Annotated in this window: 16 protein-coding genes; 15 read left to right on the forward strand and 1 reads right to left on the reverse strand. The window is 73.0% G+C overall.

Translation table 11 applies throughout. From position 1 onward, the window contains the following. The first annotated feature begins 19 nt into the window (after positions 1–19). From ACRRSS_RS11615 to ACRRSS_RS11650, 8 genes are all read left to right on the forward strand, one after another. Complete coding sequence (locus ACRRSS_RS11615; protein WP_435971126.1) at positions 20–1,129, forward strand: quinone-dependent dihydroorotate dehydrogenase; 1,110 nt, start codon at positions 20–22, stop codon at positions 1,127–1,129. Further along, positions 1,126–1,971, forward strand: coding sequence for an orotidine-5'-phosphate decarboxylase (pyrF, locus tag ACRRSS_RS11620; protein ID WP_435971127.1), 846 nt, complete (start codon positions 1,126–1,128; stop codon positions 1,969–1,971). Before ACRRSS_RS11615 ends, pyrF begins: the two co-directional genes overlap by 4 nt. Before the next feature lie 342 nt (positions 1,972–2,313). Continuing rightward, complete coding sequence (locus ACRRSS_RS11625) at positions 2,314–2,637, forward strand: integration host factor (protein WP_030008746.1); 324 nt, start codon at positions 2,314–2,316, stop codon at positions 2,635–2,637. A gap of 73 nt (positions 2,638–2,710) precedes the next feature. After that, the gene (gmk, locus tag ACRRSS_RS11630) at positions 2,711–3,283 is read left to right on the forward strand and encodes a guanylate kinase (RefSeq protein WP_435971128.1); all 573 of its coding nucleotides are present in this window, start codon (positions 2,711–2,713) and stop codon (positions 3,281–3,283) included. 64 nt (positions 3,284–3,347) lie between these two features. Next, on the forward strand, positions 3,348–3,620 hold the full coding sequence (gene rpoZ / locus ACRRSS_RS11635) for a DNA-directed RNA polymerase subunit omega (protein ID WP_030316319.1): 273 nt from the start codon (positions 3,348–3,350) through the stop codon (positions 3,618–3,620). Positions 3,621–3,740: 120 nt separating this feature from the next. Beyond that, the gene (coaBC, locus tag ACRRSS_RS11640; RefSeq protein WP_435971129.1) at positions 3,741–4,955 is read left to right on the forward strand and encodes a bifunctional phosphopantothenoylcysteine decarboxylase/phosphopantothenate--cysteine ligase CoaBC; all 1,215 of its coding nucleotides are present in this window, start codon (positions 3,741–3,743) and stop codon (positions 4,953–4,955) included. A gap of 239 nt (positions 4,956–5,194) precedes the next feature. Next, positions 5,195–6,403, forward strand: coding sequence for a methionine adenosyltransferase (gene metK / locus ACRRSS_RS11645; RefSeq protein WP_435971130.1), 1,209 nt, complete (start codon positions 5,195–5,197; stop codon positions 6,401–6,403). Positions 6,404–6,496: 93 nt separating this feature from the next. Further along, on the forward strand, positions 6,497–8,635 hold the full coding sequence (locus ACRRSS_RS11650) for a primosomal protein N' (protein ID WP_435971131.1): 2,139 nt from the start codon (positions 6,497–6,499) through the stop codon (positions 8,633–8,635). 71 nt (positions 8,636–8,706) lie between these two features. Here ACRRSS_RS11650 and ACRRSS_RS11655 read toward each other — a convergent pair whose 3' ends face one another. Further along, the gene (locus tag ACRRSS_RS11655) at positions 8,707–9,234 is read right to left on the reverse strand and encodes a hypothetical protein (protein WP_435971132.1); all 528 of its coding nucleotides are present in this window, start codon (positions 9,232–9,234) and stop codon (positions 8,707–8,709) included. A gap of 229 nt (positions 9,235–9,463) precedes the next feature. On the opposite strand from ACRRSS_RS11655, the gene fmt reads away from it, so the two are divergent. From fmt to ACRRSS_RS11690, 7 genes are all read left to right on the forward strand, one after another. Continuing rightward, on the forward strand, positions 9,464–10,396 hold the full coding sequence (gene fmt / locus ACRRSS_RS11660) for a methionyl-tRNA formyltransferase (protein WP_435971133.1): 933 nt from the start codon (positions 9,464–9,466) through the stop codon (positions 10,394–10,396). Between the two features lie 135 nt (positions 10,397–10,531). After that, positions 10,532–11,944 carry an RsmB/NOP family class I SAM-dependent RNA methyltransferase gene (locus tag ACRRSS_RS11665; RefSeq protein WP_435971134.1) on the forward strand — a complete coding sequence of 471 codons (1,413 nt, stop codon included), beginning with the start codon at positions 10,532–10,534 and terminating at the stop codon, positions 11,942–11,944. A 170-nt stretch (positions 11,945–12,114) separates the two neighbouring features. Next, entirely contained in the window at positions 12,115–12,798 is a 684-nt protein-coding gene (rpe, locus tag ACRRSS_RS11670) for a ribulose-phosphate 3-epimerase (protein ID WP_435971135.1), read from the forward strand. A 210-nt stretch (positions 12,799–13,008) separates the two neighbouring features. Next, the gene (locus ACRRSS_RS11675; protein ID WP_435975303.1) at positions 13,009–14,025 is read left to right on the forward strand and encodes a sugar-binding transcriptional regulator; all 1,017 of its coding nucleotides are present in this window, start codon (positions 13,009–13,011) and stop codon (positions 14,023–14,025) included. Positions 14,026–14,141: 116 nt separating this feature from the next. Beyond that, positions 14,142–14,579 (forward strand): ribonuclease domain-containing protein, encoded by a 438-nt coding sequence (locus ACRRSS_RS11680; RefSeq protein WP_435971136.1) that lies wholly within the window; start codon positions 14,142–14,144, stop codon positions 14,577–14,579. Next, on the forward strand, positions 14,569–14,904 hold the full coding sequence (locus ACRRSS_RS11685; protein ID WP_435971137.1) for a barstar family protein: 336 nt from the start codon (positions 14,569–14,571) through the stop codon (positions 14,902–14,904). Before ACRRSS_RS11680 ends, ACRRSS_RS11685 begins: the two co-directional genes overlap by 11 nt. A gap of 101 nt (positions 14,905–15,005) precedes the next feature. Continuing rightward, positions 15,006–16,448: a GuaB1 family IMP dehydrogenase-related protein gene (locus tag ACRRSS_RS11690; RefSeq protein WP_435971138.1), complete on the forward strand. Its 1,443-nt coding sequence runs from the start codon at positions 15,006–15,008 to the stop codon at positions 16,446–16,448. Positions 16,449–16,480: the final 32 nt, after the last annotated feature.

Here is a 16,480-nt window from a genome sequence, read left to right on the forward strand (position 1 = left end):
GCAGACCTGGACTCCCCGTATGTACAAGTTCCTCTTCGACCTCGTCTTCAAGCGCATGGACCCCGAGGAGGCCCACTACCTGGCCTTCCGCTGGATCCGCCTCGCCGCCCGCGTCCCCGTCCTGCGGACCTTCGTCGCCGCCGTCCTCGCCCCCCGCCACACGGCGTTGCGGACCGAGGCTCTGGGCCTCCGTATGCACGGCCCCTTCGGGCTCGCCGCCGGCTTCGACAAGAACGCCGTCGCGATCGACGGCATGTCGATGCTCGGCTTCGACCACGTGGAGATCGGCACGGTCACCGGCGAGGCCCAGCCCGGCAACCCCAGGCAGCGCCTCTTCCGGCTCGTCCCGGACCGCGCCCTGATCAACCGCATGGGCTTCAACAACGAGGGCTCCGCCGCGGTCGCCGCACGCCTCCACGCGCGCGTACCGGTCTTCCGGACGGTCGTCGGCGTCAACATCGGCAAGACCAAGACCGTCCCCGAGGCCGAGGCCGCCGCCGACTACGTGAAGTCCACCGAGCGCCTCGCCGCGCACGCCGACTACCTGGTCGTGAACGTCTCCTCGCCGAACACCCCCGGTCTGCGCAACCTCCAGGCCACCGAGTCCCTGCGCCCGCTCCTGACGGCCGTACGGGAGGCCGCCGACCGCACGGTCACCGACCGCCGCGTCCCGCTCCTGGTCAAGATCGCCCCCGACCTGGCCGACGAGGACGTCGACGCGGTCGCCGACCTCGCCCTGGAGCTCGGCCTCGACGGCATCATCGCCACCAACACCACCATCGCGCGCGAGGGCCTGGGACTGAAGTCCGACCCCGAGCTCGTCAAGGAGACCGGCGGCCTCTCCGGGGCGCCCGTCAAGGAGCGCTCCCTCGCGGTCCTCAGGCGCCTGCACGCGCGCGTGGGCGACCGTCTGGTCCTCGTGGGCGTCGGCGGCATCGAGAACGCCGAGGACGCCTGGCAGCGGATCCTCGCGGGCGCCACCCTGATCCAGGGCTACAGCGCCTTCATCTACGAAGGCCCGTTCTACGCCCGCGCGATCCACAAGGGCCTCGCCGCGCGCCTCGCGGCCTCCCCGTACGCGACCCTCGCCGAGGCCGTCGGCGCCGACAACCGAAAGGCCGCCAAGTGACCCTCTCCTTCGGTACCCGCCTGCGCTCCGCCATGGACGAGCGCGGCCCGCTCTGCGTCGGCATCGACCCGCACGCCGCCCTGCTCGACTCCTGGGGCCTGGGCGACGACATCGCCGGTCTCGAACGGTTCACCTTCACCGTCGTGGAGGCCCTCGCGGAGACCGTGGCCGTCTTCAAGCCGCAGTCCGCCTTCTTCGAGCGCTTCGGCTCGCGCGGCATCGCCGTCCTGGAACGTGCCGTCGCCGATCTGCGCGCGGCGGGCGGCCTGGTCGTCATGGACGCCAAGCGCGGCGACATCGGCTCCACCATGGCCGCGTACGCGGAGACCTTCCTGCGCGTGGACTCCCCGCTCTTCTCCGACGCCCTCACGGTCTCCCCGTACCTCGGCTACGGCTCCCTGAAGCCGGCCGTCGACCTGGCCCGCGAGTCCGGCGCCGGTCTGTTCGTCCTGGCCCTGACCTCCAACCCGGAGGGCGCGGAGGTCCAGCGGGCGGTCCGCGCCGACGACCCGGCCGGGCTCACGATCGGCGCGACCATGCTGGCCCACCTCGCCGAGGAGAACGCGGGGGAGACCCCGATGGGCTCCTTCGGCGCGGTCGTCGGGGCCACCCTCGGCGACCTGTCCTCGTTCGACCTGGACATCAACGGTCCGCTCCTGGCCCCCGGCATCGGGGCCCAGGGCGCGACCCCGGCCGACCTCCCCGCCGTCTTCGGCGCCGCGGTCGGCAACGTCGTCCCGAACGTCAGCCGCGGGGTCCTGCGGCACGGCCCGGACGTGGCCGCCCTGCGGGACTCGGCTCACCGGTACGCGGACGAGATCCGGGTGGCCGTCGGCGGATGACGGACTCCGGGGTCTCTCCGCAGGTCGGAGCGGATCGCCCCGGCAGCCGCCCTCGTTTCGGAGCTGTTTCGGCCCGGTGAGACGAACCGTCTCACCGGGCCGTCTCACTACTTGACGAAAACTTGGCTCAAAACCAGGTCGTTTTGCCGGAAAAGTCCCGGTCAGTCGATGCTGACCAGGACTTTTCCGCTGTTCTCGCTGACTGGAGCGGCCTCGGCCGCTAGTCTCCGGGGCAGAGCAGGCGTTCAACGACCACTCCGTTGAGCGTTGCTCCACTGGTGTGGGGCGCAGGGTTCCTCACCGGTCCGTATCCGACAGATCGACATCCGAGGTGACGTAGGCGTGGCTCTTCCGCCCCTTACCCCTGAACAGCGCGCAGCCGCGCTCGAAAAGGCCGCCGCGGCTCGCCGGGAGCGGGCCGAGGTCAAGAATCGACTCAAGCACTCCGGCGCCTCCCTTCAGGAGGTCATCAAGACCGGCCAGGAGAACGACGTCATCGGCAAGATGAAGGTCTCCGCGCTCCTTGAGTCCCTGCCCGGCGTGGGCAAGGTCCGCGCCAAGCAGATCATGGAGCGGCTCGGCATCTCCGAGAGCCGCCGGGTGCGCGGTCTCGGCTCCAACCAGATCGCCTCCCTGGAGCGCGAGTTCGGCAGCACCGGCGCCTGATCCGGCGACCGGTCCGGCTCCCGATCCGGGGCACCCGTCCCGGGCACCCCGGTGAAGCTGGAATAATCGCTGCATGGCAGCAGAGGTACGTCCGCGGCTGACCGTGCTCTCCGGCCCCTCCGGGGTCGGCAAGAGCACGGTCGTCGCGCATATGCGCAAGGTCCACCCCGAGGTCTGGCTCTCGGTGTCGGCGACGACACGGAAGCCCCGTCCCGGCGAGAAGCACGGCGTCCACTACTTCTTCGTGACGGACGACGAGTTCGACAAGCTGATCGCCAACGGCGAGCTCCTCGAGTGGGCCGAGTTCGCGGGCAACCGCTACGGCACCCCGCGCGGCGCGGTCCTCGACCGCCTCGACGCCGGCGAGCCCGTGCTCCTGGAGATCGACCTCCAGGGCGCCCGTCAGGTGAAGGACTCGATGTCCGAGTCCCAGCTGGTCTTCCTGGCACCGCCGAGCTGGGAGGAGCTGGTCCGCCGGCTCACCGGCCGCGGCACCGAGTCGGCCGAGGTCATCGAGCGCCGGCTGGCGGCCGCGAAGATCGAACTGGCCGCCGAGTCGGAGTTCGACACCACCCTCGTCAACACCTCCGTCGAGGACGTCGCACGCGAGCTGCTAACGTTGATGCTGTTGACTTCTGGGGAATGATCCACCGATTCCCCCGGACATCCATCGGATGTCTGATCTTTTCTCCATCTTCGGAAGGTAGAGCGTGTCCTCTTCCATCACCGCGCCCGAGGGCATCATCAACCCGCCGATCGACGAGCTGCTCGAGGCCACGGACTCGAAGTACAGCCTCGTGATCTACGCGGCCAAGCGCGCGCGTCAGATCAACGCGTACTACTCCCAGCTCGGCGAGGGCCTGCTGGAGTACGTGGGTCCGCTGGTCGACACCCACGTCCACGAGAAGCCGCTCTCGATCGCCCTGCGCGAGATCAACGCGGGTCTGCTGACGTCCGAGGCCATCGAGGGCCCCGCGACCTAAGCACGTAGCGCTGTAACACTTGTCACCACAGGCCCGGCGGAACATCCGCCGGGCCTGTGGTGTCTCATGGAGTCGTAACGCGTCCGAGTGCGCGTCCGAGTGCGGGGAGTAGTGGAAGTCGTGGCAAAGCCGAAGGTCGTTCTGGGGGTCAGCGGCGGGATCGCCGCCTACAAGGCGTGCGAGCTGCTGCGCCGGCTCACCGAGTCGGGCCACGACGTCCGGGTCGTCCCCACCGACTCCGCCCTCCACTTCGTCGGTGAGGCAACCTGGTCCGCGCTCTCCGGCCACCCCGTCTCGACCGAGGTGTGGGAGAGCGTCCACGAGGTGCCGCACGTCCGCATCGGCCAGGCCGCCGACCTCGTCGTCGTCGCCCCCGCCACCGCCGACATGCTCGCCAAGGCCGCCCACGGCCTCGCGGACGACCTGCTCACCAACACGCTGCTCACCGCGCGCTGTCCCGTCGTCTTCGCCCCCGCCATGCACACCGAGATGTGGGAGCACCCGGCGACCCAGGAGAACGTGGCGACCCTGCGCCGCCGCGGCGCCGTCGTCGTCGAACCCGCCGTCGGCCGCCTCACCGGCGTCGACACCGGCAAGGGCCGACTGCCCGACCCGGGGGAGATCTTCGAGATCTGCCGACGGATCCTGGCTCGTGGCGCGGACGCCGCCCCCGACCTCGCCGGACGCCATGTCGTGGTCAGCGCGGGCGGTACCCGCGAGCCCCTGGACCCGGTCCGCTACCTGGGCAACCGCTCCTCCGGGAAGCAGGGCTACGCCCTCGCCAAGGCCGCCGCGGCCCGCGGCGCCCGGGTCACCCTCGTCGAGGCCAACACCGGTCTCCCCGACCCGGCCGGCGTCGACGTCGTCCGCGTCGGCACCGCGCTCCAGCTCCGCGAGGCCGTGCTCGAGGCCGTCGCCGACGCCGACGCGGTGGTGATGGCGGCGGCCGTCGCCGACTTCCGCCCCGCCGTCTACGCCGCCGGGAAGATCAAGAAGAAGGACGACGGCGGAGCCCCCACCGTCGAACTCGTCCGCAACCCCGACATCCTCGCCGAGCTCTCCGCCGACCGCGCCCTGCCGGGCCAGGTCGTCGTCGGCTTCGCCGCCGAGACCGACGACGTCCTCGCCAACGGCCGCGAGAAGCTGCGCCGCAAGGGCTGTGACCTCCTCGTCGTCAACGAGGTGGGGGAGCGCAAGACCTTCGGCTCCGAGGAGAACGAGGCCGTGGTCCTCGCCCCGGACGGCGCGGAGACCCCCGTGCCGTACGGTCCGAAGGAGGCGCTCGCCGAGACGGTCTGGGACCTCGTCCTGCCCCGGCTGCGCCCCACGACCTGACACACCGCCGCCGGGCCCGTGTGATGTGCGCCCCATCGGGTGCCCTCACGGGGGCGTCCCCCAGGGGTGGTCCCGGCACGGAAAGACCGGATTCACCCGGTCAGGGCATTCGTCAGGCGAGACACCTGGTCCATCCTCCGACCACGACCGATAGACTGTCCGCGGAACGTCTTGGGGCGCAGCCCCCTGCCGGTCCGTCTAACGAAGAGCCAGCAGCCGCTGCAACCCCAGGGAGCGTTGTGTCCCGTCGTCTGTTCACCTCGGAGTCCGTCACCGAGGGCCACCCCGACAAGATCGCTGACCAGATCAGCGACACCATTCTCGACGCGCTGCTGCGCGAGGACCCCACCTCGCGCGTCGCCGTCGAGACGCTGATCACCACCGGCCTCGTGCACGTCGCCGGTGAGGTGACCACCAAGGCGTGGGCGGACATCCCGACCCTCGTCCGGAACAAGATCCTCGAGATCGGTTACGACTCCTCGAAGAAGGGCTTCGACGGCGCCTCCTGCGGCGTGTCGGTGTCCATCGGGTCTCAGTCCCCGGACATCGCCCAGGGCGTGGACACCGCGTACGAGAAGCGGGTCGAGGGCGACGAGGACGAGCTGGACAAGCAGGGCGCGGGCGACCAGGGCCTGATGTTCGGCTACGCGTCGGACGAGACCCCCGAGCTGATGCCGCTGCCGATCCACATCGCGCACCGCCTCTCGCGCCGCCTCACCGAGGTCCGCAAGAACGGGACCATCCCGTACCTGCGCCCCGACGGCAAGACCCAGGTCACCATCGAGTACGACGGCGACAAGGCCGTCCGCCTCGACACGGTCGTCGTCTCCTCGCAGCACGCCTCCGACATCGACCTCGAGTCGCTGCTCGCGCCCGACATCCGCGAGTTCGTCGTCGAGCACGTGCTCAAGCAGCTCGTCGAGGACGGCATCAAGCTCGACACCGACGGCTACCGCCTCCTGGTGAACCCGACCGGCCGCTTCGAGATCGGCGGCCCGATGGGCGACGCCGGCCTCACCGGCCGCAAGATCATCATCGACACCTACGGCGGCATGGCCCGCCACGGTGGCGGCGCCTTCTCCGGCAAGGACCCGTCCAAGGTCGACCGCTCGGCCGCCTACGCCATGCGCTGGGTCGCCAAGAACGTCGTCGCCGCGGGCCTCGCCTCGCGCTGCGAGGTCCAGGTCGCGTACGCGATCGGCAAGGCCGAGCCCGTCGGACTCTTCGTCGAGACCTTCGGCACCAACACCGTCGAGAACGAGAAGATCGAGAACGCCATCGCCGAGGTCTTCGACCTCCGCCCGGCCGCGATCATCCGCGACCTCGACCTGCTGCGCCCGATCTACTCCCAGACCGCCGCCTACGGCCACTTCGGCCGCGAGCTGCCGGACTTCACCTGGGAGCGCACCGACCGCGTGGCCGCCCTGAAGCAGGCCGCCGGCCTCTAGGCCCCGGCTGTACGTGAGCGAAGCCCGGCCCCCCTCGGGGGTGCCGGGCTTCGCTCTGCCCGGCTGTCGGTGGCGTCTGGTAGGTATGGGGCTGTGAGCAGCGAGAACGAGAGGTCCGCCGAGTCCGCCGAGCCCGAGCAGCTCGCCCTCATCCGGGAGACCGTACGGAAGGCGAAGGTGCCGCGGGCCAAGCCGCGGACCTGGCGGGGGGCCGCGCTGGCCAAGGAGCTGCCCGTGGCCAGGGTCGTCGTGAACAAGGGGTCGCTCCACCTCGACCAGTTCTTCGACTACGCCGTCCCCGAGGAACTCGACGAGGTCGCGCGGCCCGGGGTGCGGGTGCGGGTCCGGTTCGGCGCGGGCGCGCACCAGGTCAAGAACGGACGCCGGGAGGGCGGCCGGCTCATCGACGGGTTCCTCGTCGAGCGCCGGGCCACCTCCGACTACTCCGGGCCGCTGGCGGCGCTCGCCGACGTCGTCTCACCGGAGCCGGTCCTCGGACCCGAGCTCCTCGGGCTCTCCCGCGCCGTCGCCGACCGGTACGCGGGAAGCCTCGCGGACGTGCTCCAGCTCGCCGTGCCGCCGCGCAGCGCCCGCGCCGAGGGACGCCCCTCGCCGGAGCCGCTGCCGTCGCCCCCCGCACCGGAGCCGGGCAGCTGGACGCGGTACGAACGGGGGGCGGCGTTCCTGGACTCCCTGGCGCGCGGCGGGGCTCCCCGGGCCGTGTGGAACGCGCTGCCGGGACCGTTCTGGGCCGAGGAGATCGCCCGAGCCGTCGCCGCGACCCTCGCCTCCGGGCGCGGCGCCCTCGTCGTCGTCCCCGACGGGCGGGCCGCCGGCCGGGTCGACGCGGCCCTGACCGGGGTCCTGGGAGAAGGACGGCACGCGCTGCTCACCGCCGACGCCGGCCCCGAGAAGCGGTACGCGCAGTGGCTCGCCGTGCGGCGCGGCGCGGTGCGGGCCGTCGTCGGAACCCGGGCCGCCATGTTCGCCCCGGTCCGGGACCTCGGTCTCGTCGTCATCTGGGACGACGGCGACGGCAGCCACAGTGAGCCGCACGCCCCGCAGCCCCACGCGCGCGACGTGCTGATCCTGCGCGCCACCCACGACCGGTGCGCCTTCCTCCTCGGCGGCACCAGCTGCACCGTCGAGGCCGCCCAGCTCGTCGAGTCCGGCTGGGCCAAGGCGCTGACCGCGGGCCGCGAGCAGGTCCGCAGGGCCGCCCCGCTGATCCGGACCGTGGGCGACGGCGAACTGGCCCGCGACGAGGCCGCCCGCGCCGCCCGGCTGCCCTCGCTGGCCTGGCAGACCGTACGGGAAGGGCTGAAGACCGGGCCGGTGCTGGTGCAGGTGCCCCGCCGGGGGTACGTGCCCCGGCTGGCCTGCGAGCGCTGCCGGACGCCCGCCCGCTGCCGTCACTGCGCCGGTCCCCTGGAGGCCCCCGAACAGCGGGAGCTGCACTGCGGCTGGTGCGGGCGCGGAGCCTCCGACTGGCACTGCCCGGAGTGCGGCTCGGCCCGGCTGCGGGCCCAGGTCGTCGGTGCGCGGCGCACCGCGGAGGAGCTGGGCCGGGCGTTCCCCGCGGTGCCCGTCCGGACCTCCGGCCGTGACCACGTCCTGGACAGCGTGCCCGGGCGCCCCGCGCTCGTCGTCTCCACCCCCGGCGCCGAACCCGTCGCCGAGGGCGGCTACGCGGCCGCGCTGCTCCTCGACGGCTGGGCGATGCTCGGCCGGCCCGATCTCCGCGCGGGCGAGGAGGCCCTGCGCCGCTGGATCGACGCGGCCTCCCTCGTGCGGGGCCAGCCCGAGGGAGGGACCGTCGTCGTGGTCGCCGAGCCGACGCTCCGGCCGGTCCAGGCGCTCGTCCGCTGGGACCCGGTCGGGCACGCCCAGCGGGAGCTAGCCGAGCGGGCCGAACTGGGCTTCCCGCCGGTCTCCCGGATGGCGGCGGTGACCGGTCCGCCCGAGGCGGTCGAAGGCTTTCTGGCGGGCGCCGGGCTGCCTCCCGACGCCGAGGTGCTGGGTCCCGTGCCCCTGCCCGTGGTGCGCCCGGGCGGGCCCCGCAGGGCCGGGGACCCGCCACCGGGCGAGCAGTGGGAGCGGGCCCTGGTCCGGGTCCCGCCGGGCAGCGGCGCGGCCCTGGCGGCGGCGCTCAAGCAGGCGCGGGCGGGCCGGCTCGCACGCGGCGGCGGGGACCCGGTGCGGATCCGGGTCGATCCGCCGGACATCGGCTGACGGCCGTTCCGCGCCGGGACGCGGAACGGCCGCCCGCCTCGGCGAGGGGGGCGGCCGTCGGTGCGGGCCGGTCAGCCGTTGCGCGGCCCGGGGAAGGCCGAGGGGCGCGGCTCCTCGCGGAGGGTGGCGCTGCCCGAGGTGGGCTGCGGGGGCATCGAGCGGGCGGCGGGGACCGAGGGGACCGGGGGGAGCGTGCGCGTCACACCCGGCTCCACGATCGGGTCCTGGTCGACGCCGGCGCCCGGCTGCGGCGCGCGCCGGGCGCCGTAACGGCGGTGGACGGCCTGCTTGGTGACTCCGAGCGCGGAGCCCACCGCGTCCCAGGAGAACCCGAGCGAGCGGTCGAAGTCGACCGCCGCGGTCACCAGGGTCTCGACACTGTCCCGCAGCTCCTGGGCGAGACGGACGGTGGGGGCGGGTGCCCGCCCGTAGACGACGAAGCCCGTGGACGGGCCGGAGCGGCGAGGGCGGTAGACATTGCCCAGCTGGGCCGTGAGCGTGCGCAGTGCGTCCACCTGCCGCCGGACCCGCTCGATGTCCCGCACCAGCAGGTGCAGACTCGCCCGAGCCTGGGCGTCGTGGGTTGCGTGGTCGGCCATGTGAAAGCCTCTCGAACCGGCATGTAAAGGGGGAAGGGCCGCAGGGGGGAACGGCGACCCGAATCGGTCAATCTCTCTTGACCAACGCGCCACCGGGAGTTGGGTCACGCTGCGGGGGCGTACACGCATATGCGCGGGGCGCTCGTCCTTCCGTACGCCCCCTCCGCACCGGGCGCCTAGACTGGTGCGCTGCCCGCAAAGCCCCCGGACAGACAGGCAGTCGCCACCCATGAAGCTCGTCTTCGCAGGCACCCCCGAGGTCGCCGTACCCGCTCTGGACGCCCTGCTCGCCTCCGGCCGGCACGAGGTGGCCGCCGTGGTCACCCGGCCGGACGCCCCGGCGGGACGCGGCCGGCGGCTCGTCGCCAGCCCGGTGGCCCAGCGGGCGGAGGAGGCCGGGATCGAGATCCTCCGGCCGACCAGGCCGCGCGACGAGGAGTTCCTCGCCCGGCTGCGGGAGATCGCCCCGGACTGCTGCCCGGTCGTCGCCTACGGCGCCATCCTGCCGAGGGCGGCCCTCGACATCCCCGCCCATGGCTGGGTCAACCTGCACTTCTCGCTGCTGCCCGCCTGGCGGGGAGCCGCGCCCGTGCAGCACGCGCTGATGGCCGGTGACCAGGTGACGGGCGCGTCCACCTTCCTGATCGAGGAGGGGCTGGACTCCGGCCCGGTCTACGGCGTCGTCACCGAGGACGTCCGGCCGACCGACACCAGCGGCGACCTCCTCACCCGGCTCGCCTTCGCGGGCGCCGGGCTGCTCACCGCGACCATGGACGGCATCGAGGACGGCACGCTCAAGGCCGTCCCGCAGCCCGCCGAGGGCGTCACCCTCGCCCCGAAGATCCAGGTCGAGGACGCCCACGTCGACTTCGCCGCCCCCGCCCTCCGGGTGGACCGGGTGGTCCGCGGCTGCACCCCGGCCCCCGGCGCCTGGACGCTCTTCCGCGGCGAGCGCCTCAAGCTGATCCAGGTCACCCCGCTGCCCGACCGCGGCGACCTCGCGCCGGGCGAGCTCGCGGCGGGCAAGAGCACCGTGTACGCGGGCACCGGCTCGTACGCCGTCGAGCTCCTCTGGGTGCAGCCCCAGGGCAAGAAGCCGATGAAGGCGGCCGACTGGGCCCGCGGCGTCCGCATCGCGCCCGGCGAGCGGCTGGGAGCGTAGGGCAGGCCCCTGGCGGGTCCCCGAGGGGGTCCCCGGCGGGTCCGGGAGGCCGGTCCCGGCCCCGGGAGCCGGCGGGGGCGCGGCGGACGTACGCTTGGGGGGTTCGACCTCGTCATTTCGTCACGCGGAGCACCTTTGAGCGAGCAGGCACGTCGCCGTCCCCACAAGCCCTACCGGCGGCCCCAGAAGGACCCCGTCCGGATGCTCGCCTTCGAGGCGCTCAGGGCGGTGGACGAGCGGGACGCCTACGCGAACCTGGTGCTGCCGCCGCTGCTGCGGAAGGCCCGGGAGGCCGGGGACTTCGACGGGCGGGACGCGGCGCTCGCGACCGAACTGGTCTACGGGACGCTCCGCCGCCAGGGCACGTACGACGCGATCATCTCCGCCTGCATCGACCGGCCGCTGCGCGAGGTCGACCCGCCGGTGCTCGACGTGCTCGCGCTCGGCGCCCACCAGCTGCTCGGCACCCGGATCCCCACCCACGCCGCCGTCTCGGCCAGCGTCGAGTTGGCCCGGGTGGTGCTCGGCGACGGCCGGGCCAAGTTCGTGAACGCCGTCCTGCGGAAGATCTCGCGGCAGGATCTGGACGCCTGGGTGGCGCAGGTCGCCCCGCCGTACGACGCGGACCCCGAGGACCACCTCGCCGTCGTCCACTCGCACCCCCGCTGGGTCGTCTCGGCGCTCTGGGACGCCCTCGGCGGCGGGCGCGCCGGCATCGAGGACCTCCTGGAGGCGGACAACGACCGCCCCGAGGTCACCCTCGTCGCCCGTCCCGGCCGCTCCACCACGGAGGAGCTCGCCGAGGCCACCGAGACCCTGCCGGGCCGCTGGTCGCCCTTCGCCGTCCGCATGGCGGAGGGCGGCGAGCCCGGTGCCATCGAGGCGGTGAAGGACGGCCGCGCCGGCGTCCAGGACGAGGGCAGCCAGCTCGTCGCGATCGCCCTCGCCCACGCGCCGGTCGAGGGCCCCGACGCCCGCTGGCTCGACGGCTGCGCGGGCCCCGGCGGCAAGGCCGCGCTCCTCGCCGCCCTCGCGGCCGAGCGCGGCGCCGTCCTGCTCGCCTCCGAGAAGCAGCCGCACCGCGCCCGCCTCGTCGAGCGCGCGCTGGCCGGCAACCCCGGGCCCTACCAGGTGATCGCCGCCGACGGCACCCGCCCGCCGTGGCGTCCCGGCTCCTTCGACCGGGTCCTGATGGACGTGCCGTGCTCGGGTCTCGGCGCCCTGCGCCGCCGCCCCGAGGCCCGCTGGCGCCGTCGTCCCGAGGACCTGGACGGCTTCGCCCCGCTCCAGCGCGCCCTGCTCACCGAGGCACTGAGCGCCGTCCGTGTCGGCGGTGTCGTGGGGTACGCGACCTGCTCGCCGCACCTGGCCGAGACCCGGGTGGTCGTCGACGACGTCCTGAAGAAGGTCGGCGGGGCCGAGCTGATCGACGCCCGCCCGCTGCTGCCGGGCGTACCGGCGCTCGGCGACGGGCCGGACGTCCAGCTCTGGCCGCATCTGCACGGTACGGACGCGATGTACCTGGCGTTGCTGCGCCGGACCGCCTGAGCCGCAGGGCCTTCGGGGGCGCCGGGAGCCCCCGGCCCTTCGATCGTCTGACCGTAATCTCCCGGTCTGCGCCGGTCCCGCGCTCGTCGCTTCGTACCGAAAGTGGTCTGGACCGCAACCGAAACAGCGCAGCGGCAAAGAAGTACCCAAGAACGTGGGAGGCTTGGCCCATGGCGCAGATCAACCCCAGCATCCTGTCCGCGGACTTCGCCCGGCTCGCCGAGGAGGCGAAGGCCGTCGACGGAGCCGACTGGCTGCACGTCGACGTGATGGACAACCACTTCGTGCCCAATCTGACGCTGGGCGTGCCGATCGTGGAGTCGCTGGCCCGAGCGACGGAGACCCCGCTCGACTGCCATCTGATGATCGAGGACCCCGACCGCTGGGCCCCCCAGTACGTGGAGGCCGGCGCCGGTTCGGTGACCTTCCACGTCGAGGCCGCGGCCGCCCCCGTGCGGCTCGCGCGGGAGATCAGGGCCAAGGGCGCGCGGGCCTCGATGGCGCTCAAGCCGGCCACGCCGATCGAGCCGTACGAGGACCTGCTCCCCGAGCTCGACATGCTGCTGATCATGACCGTCGAGCCCGGCTTCGGCGGGCAGGCCTTCCTCGACATCATGCTGCCCAAGATCCGCCGCACCCGTGAGCTGATCTCCAAGCACGGTCTGGAGCTGTGGCTCCAGGTCGACGGCGGGGTCGCCGAGGCCACGATCGAGCGATGCGCCGAGGCGGGCGCCGACGTCTTCGTCGCGGGTTCCGCGGTCTACGGCGCCGCCGATCCGGCCGCCGCCGTCGCCTCGCTGAGGGCCCGCGCGGACGCGGTGACGGCCACCGCCCCGTGGGCGTGTGGCCACTGAGCCTCCGGCGGATGAACGCGGCCCGTCGGGCCGCCGACAGGACTGATCAAGGCACGCCGGATCTGACAGGATGGACGGCGAGTCCAGAGTGTGAACGACAGCGGTACCTGAACATCGGTACGTGAACGTCGTGACGTGAACATCGGTACGTGAGCACCGTTACGTGAACAGCGGTACGTGAACGGCAGTGAGGAGATCGCGGTGGCGGGTATGTCGGCGGGACGCGCAGCCCTGCGGATGGGCCCCGCGGAGCTGGTGCAGGCGGCGGCCATGGCCCGCCGCTTCTACCTCGAGGGCAAGTCCAAGATCCAGATCGCCGAGGAGTTCGGCGTGAGCCGCTTCAAGGTGGCCCGGGTCCTGGAGACCGCCCTGGAGCGCGATCTCGTACGGATCGAGATCCGTGTACCGGCCGAGCTGGACGCCGAGCGCTCCGACGCGCTCCGCGCCCGCTACGGGCTCCGCCACGCCGTCGTCGTCGAGTCGCCGGCGGAGGGCGAGGACGAGTCGCCCGACCCGGAGAACCTCGGCGAGGTCGCGGCCGACCTGCTCGGCGAGCTGGTCGCCGAGGGCGACGTCCTGGGCCTGGCCTGGGGCCGCTCCACCATCCACATGGCGGCGGCCCTCGACCGGCTGCCCCCATGCACGGTCGTCCAGCTCACCGGGGTGTACGACGCCGGGACCGCCGAGCGCGGCTCCGTCGAGGCGGTGCGTCGCGCCGCGCAGGTCTCCGGCGGCGAGGCCCACCCCATCTACGCGCCGATGCTGCTTCCCGACCCCGCGACGGCGGCCGCGCTGCGCAGCCAGACCGGCATCGCGCGGGCTTTCGAGTACTTCGACAAGGTGACCGTCGCCTGTGTCTCCATCGGCTCCTGGGAGCCGGGCATCTCGACGGTCCACGACATGCTCTCCGACGAGGAGCGCGCCCACTACGCCTCGCTCGGCGTCGCCGCCGAGATGTCCGCGCACCTCTTCGACGCCGACGGGCGCCGGGTCGGCCGTGACCTGGGCGAGCGCTGCATCACCGTCGAGGCGGACCGGCTGCGCCGCATCCCCGAGGTCGTGGCGATCGCGGGCGGCCAGCGCAAGGCGGCGGCGATCGGCGCGGTCCTCCGCTCCGGACTCGTCACCAGCCTGGTGACCGACCGCGCCGCGGCGGACTACCTCCTCACCGAGTCCAGCCCGGGCACCCACCCGGCGCTCGACCGGACGGACCCGGACGGCATCTGACGACCCGGTCGGGTCGACCGAGGGCCGGAGTCGTCCCGTCACGGCGTGCGAGGGCCGGAGTCGTCCCGTCATGGCGTACGAGGGCCGGAGTCGTCCCGTGACGGTATGTTCGGGACATGTCGCTCCGGCCCCCGCGCGTGCTCCTCGCGCTCGTCCTGTGCGTCCTCCTGGCCGGGTGCTCCACGGCCGGCGGCGGCGGAGCCGCTCCCGTCACGTCCGCCCGCACCACCGCCACGGCCGAGGCGGCGGCGCCCACCGGAACCTCCGGACTGGCCACCGTACGGGCCGCCGAGCTGCCCCCAGAGGCGCGCCGGACGCTCGCCCTCATCGCGCGCGGCGGCCCCTACCCGTACGCCAAGGACGGCGCCGTCTTCTCCAACTTCGAGCGGATCCTGCCCCGCGAGGCGCGCGGCTACTACCGCGAGTACACCGTGAAGACCCCCGGCGAGCGCGACCGGGGCGCACGCCGGATCGTCACCGGGCGGAACGGTGAGATCTACTGGACCGACGACCACTACGCGTCCTTCCGGGAGGTGATCACGGATGAGGACTGACGATCCCGTCCTCCTCGACCTGACCGGCGTCACCGACAAGGCCGCCCTCATGGACCGGTGCGCCGCCGCCCTCGACCTGCCCGACTGGTTCGGACGCAACTGGGACGCCCTCGCCGACTGCCTCACCGACCTCCCCGAGCCGGTCGTCCTCGTCGTCACCGGCTGGCAGGAGTACGCCAGGACGCACCCCGGCGAATGGCGGACCGCCCAGGACGTCTTCGCCACGGCCGTCGAGGAGGGCCCCACCCGCCTCACGGTCCTCCTCGCCCTGGGGGAGCCTTCGGAGGATCCCACGAAGCATCTGCGGCAAGGCTCGGATGATTAGCCCGGGGCTGGTATTCGTACCGGCGTGGGAGAATGAACTACGTGCTTTTTCCCCTGGCTGAAATGCCTAGGGGCCGATCCGAACGACTGGGATGTCAGCACGTGCGTTTCCTCAATGACGTCAAGCCGCCCTACGACCTGACGTACGACGATGTGTTCATGGTGCCGAGCCGCTCGGCCGTCGGTTCCCGCCAGGCGGTGGACCTCTCCTCGCCGGACGGAAGCGGGACGACGATCCCGCTGGTCGTGGCCAACATGACCGCCATCGCCGGCCGCCGCATGGCCGAGACCGTCGCCCGCCGCGGTGGACTGGTCGTCATCCCGCAGGACATCCCGATCGAGGTCGTCACCGACGTCATCTCGTGGGTCAAGAGCCGCCACCACGTGCTCGACACCCCCATCGTCCTGGAGCCGCACCAGACCGTCGCCGACGCGCTCTCCCTGCTGCCGAAGCGGGCCCACGACGCCGGTGTCGTCGTCGACGAGAACCGCCGCCCGGTCGGTGTCGTCACCGACGCCGACCTCGCCGGTGTGGACCGCTTCACCCAGCTCTCCGAAGTCATGTCCAGGGACCTGCTGCTCCTGGACGCGGACATCGACCCCCGCGAGGCGTTCAACACGCTCGACGCGGCCAACCGCCGCTACGCCCCGGCCGTCGACGCCGACGGCAAGCTGGTCGGCATCCTCACCCGTAAGGGCGCGCTGCGCGCGACCCTCTACACCCCCGCCGTCGACGAGAAGGGCCGGCTGCGGATCGCGGCCGCCGTCGGCATCAACGGCGACGTGGCGGGCAAGGCCAAGCAGCTGCTCGACGCGGGCGTCGACACGCTCGTCATCGACACCGCGCACGGCCACCAGGAGTCGATGATCAGCGCGATCCGGACCGTGCGGGCGCTCGACCCGCGGGTCCCGATCGTCGCGGGCAACATCGTCGCCGCCGAGGGCGTCAAGGACCTCATCGAGGCCGGAGCCGACATCATCAAGGTCGGCGTCGGCCCCGGTGCCATGTGCACCACCCGCATGATGACCGGCGTCGGCCGGCCGCAGTTCTCGGCCGTCCTGGAGTGCGCCGCCGAGGCCAGGAAGCACGGCAAGCACGTCTGGGCCGACGGGGGCGTCCGTCACCCGCGCGACGTGGCCATGGCGCTCGCCGCCGGTGCCTCCAACGTGATGATCGGCTCCTGGTTCGCCGGCACGTACGAGTCCCCGGGCGACCTCCAGCAGGACGCCAAGGGGCGCTTCTACAAGGAGTCCTTCGGCATGGCGTCCGCGCGCGCCGTCAAGAACCGGACCTCCGACGAGTCCTCGTACGACCGCGCCCGCAAGGCGCTGTTCGAGGAGGGCATCTCCACCTCGCGCATGTTCCTCGACCCGCAGCGTCCGGGCGTCGAGGACCTGATCGACTCGATCATCGCGGGCGTCCGCTCCTCCTGCACCTACGCCGGTGCCGGCTCGCTCGCCGAGTTCGAGGAGAAGTCCGTCGTCGGCATCCAGTCCGCCGCGGGCTACGCCGAGGGCAAGCCGCTGCACGCCAGCTGGAGCTAGTCCCCGCGACGCCGCTCACGCCGTGGGCCCCC

The sequence above is a fragment of the Streptomyces sp. Qhu_M48 genome, from assembly GCF_051305195.1.
GTDB lineage: Bacteria > Actinomycetota > Actinomycetes > Streptomycetales > Streptomycetaceae > Streptomyces.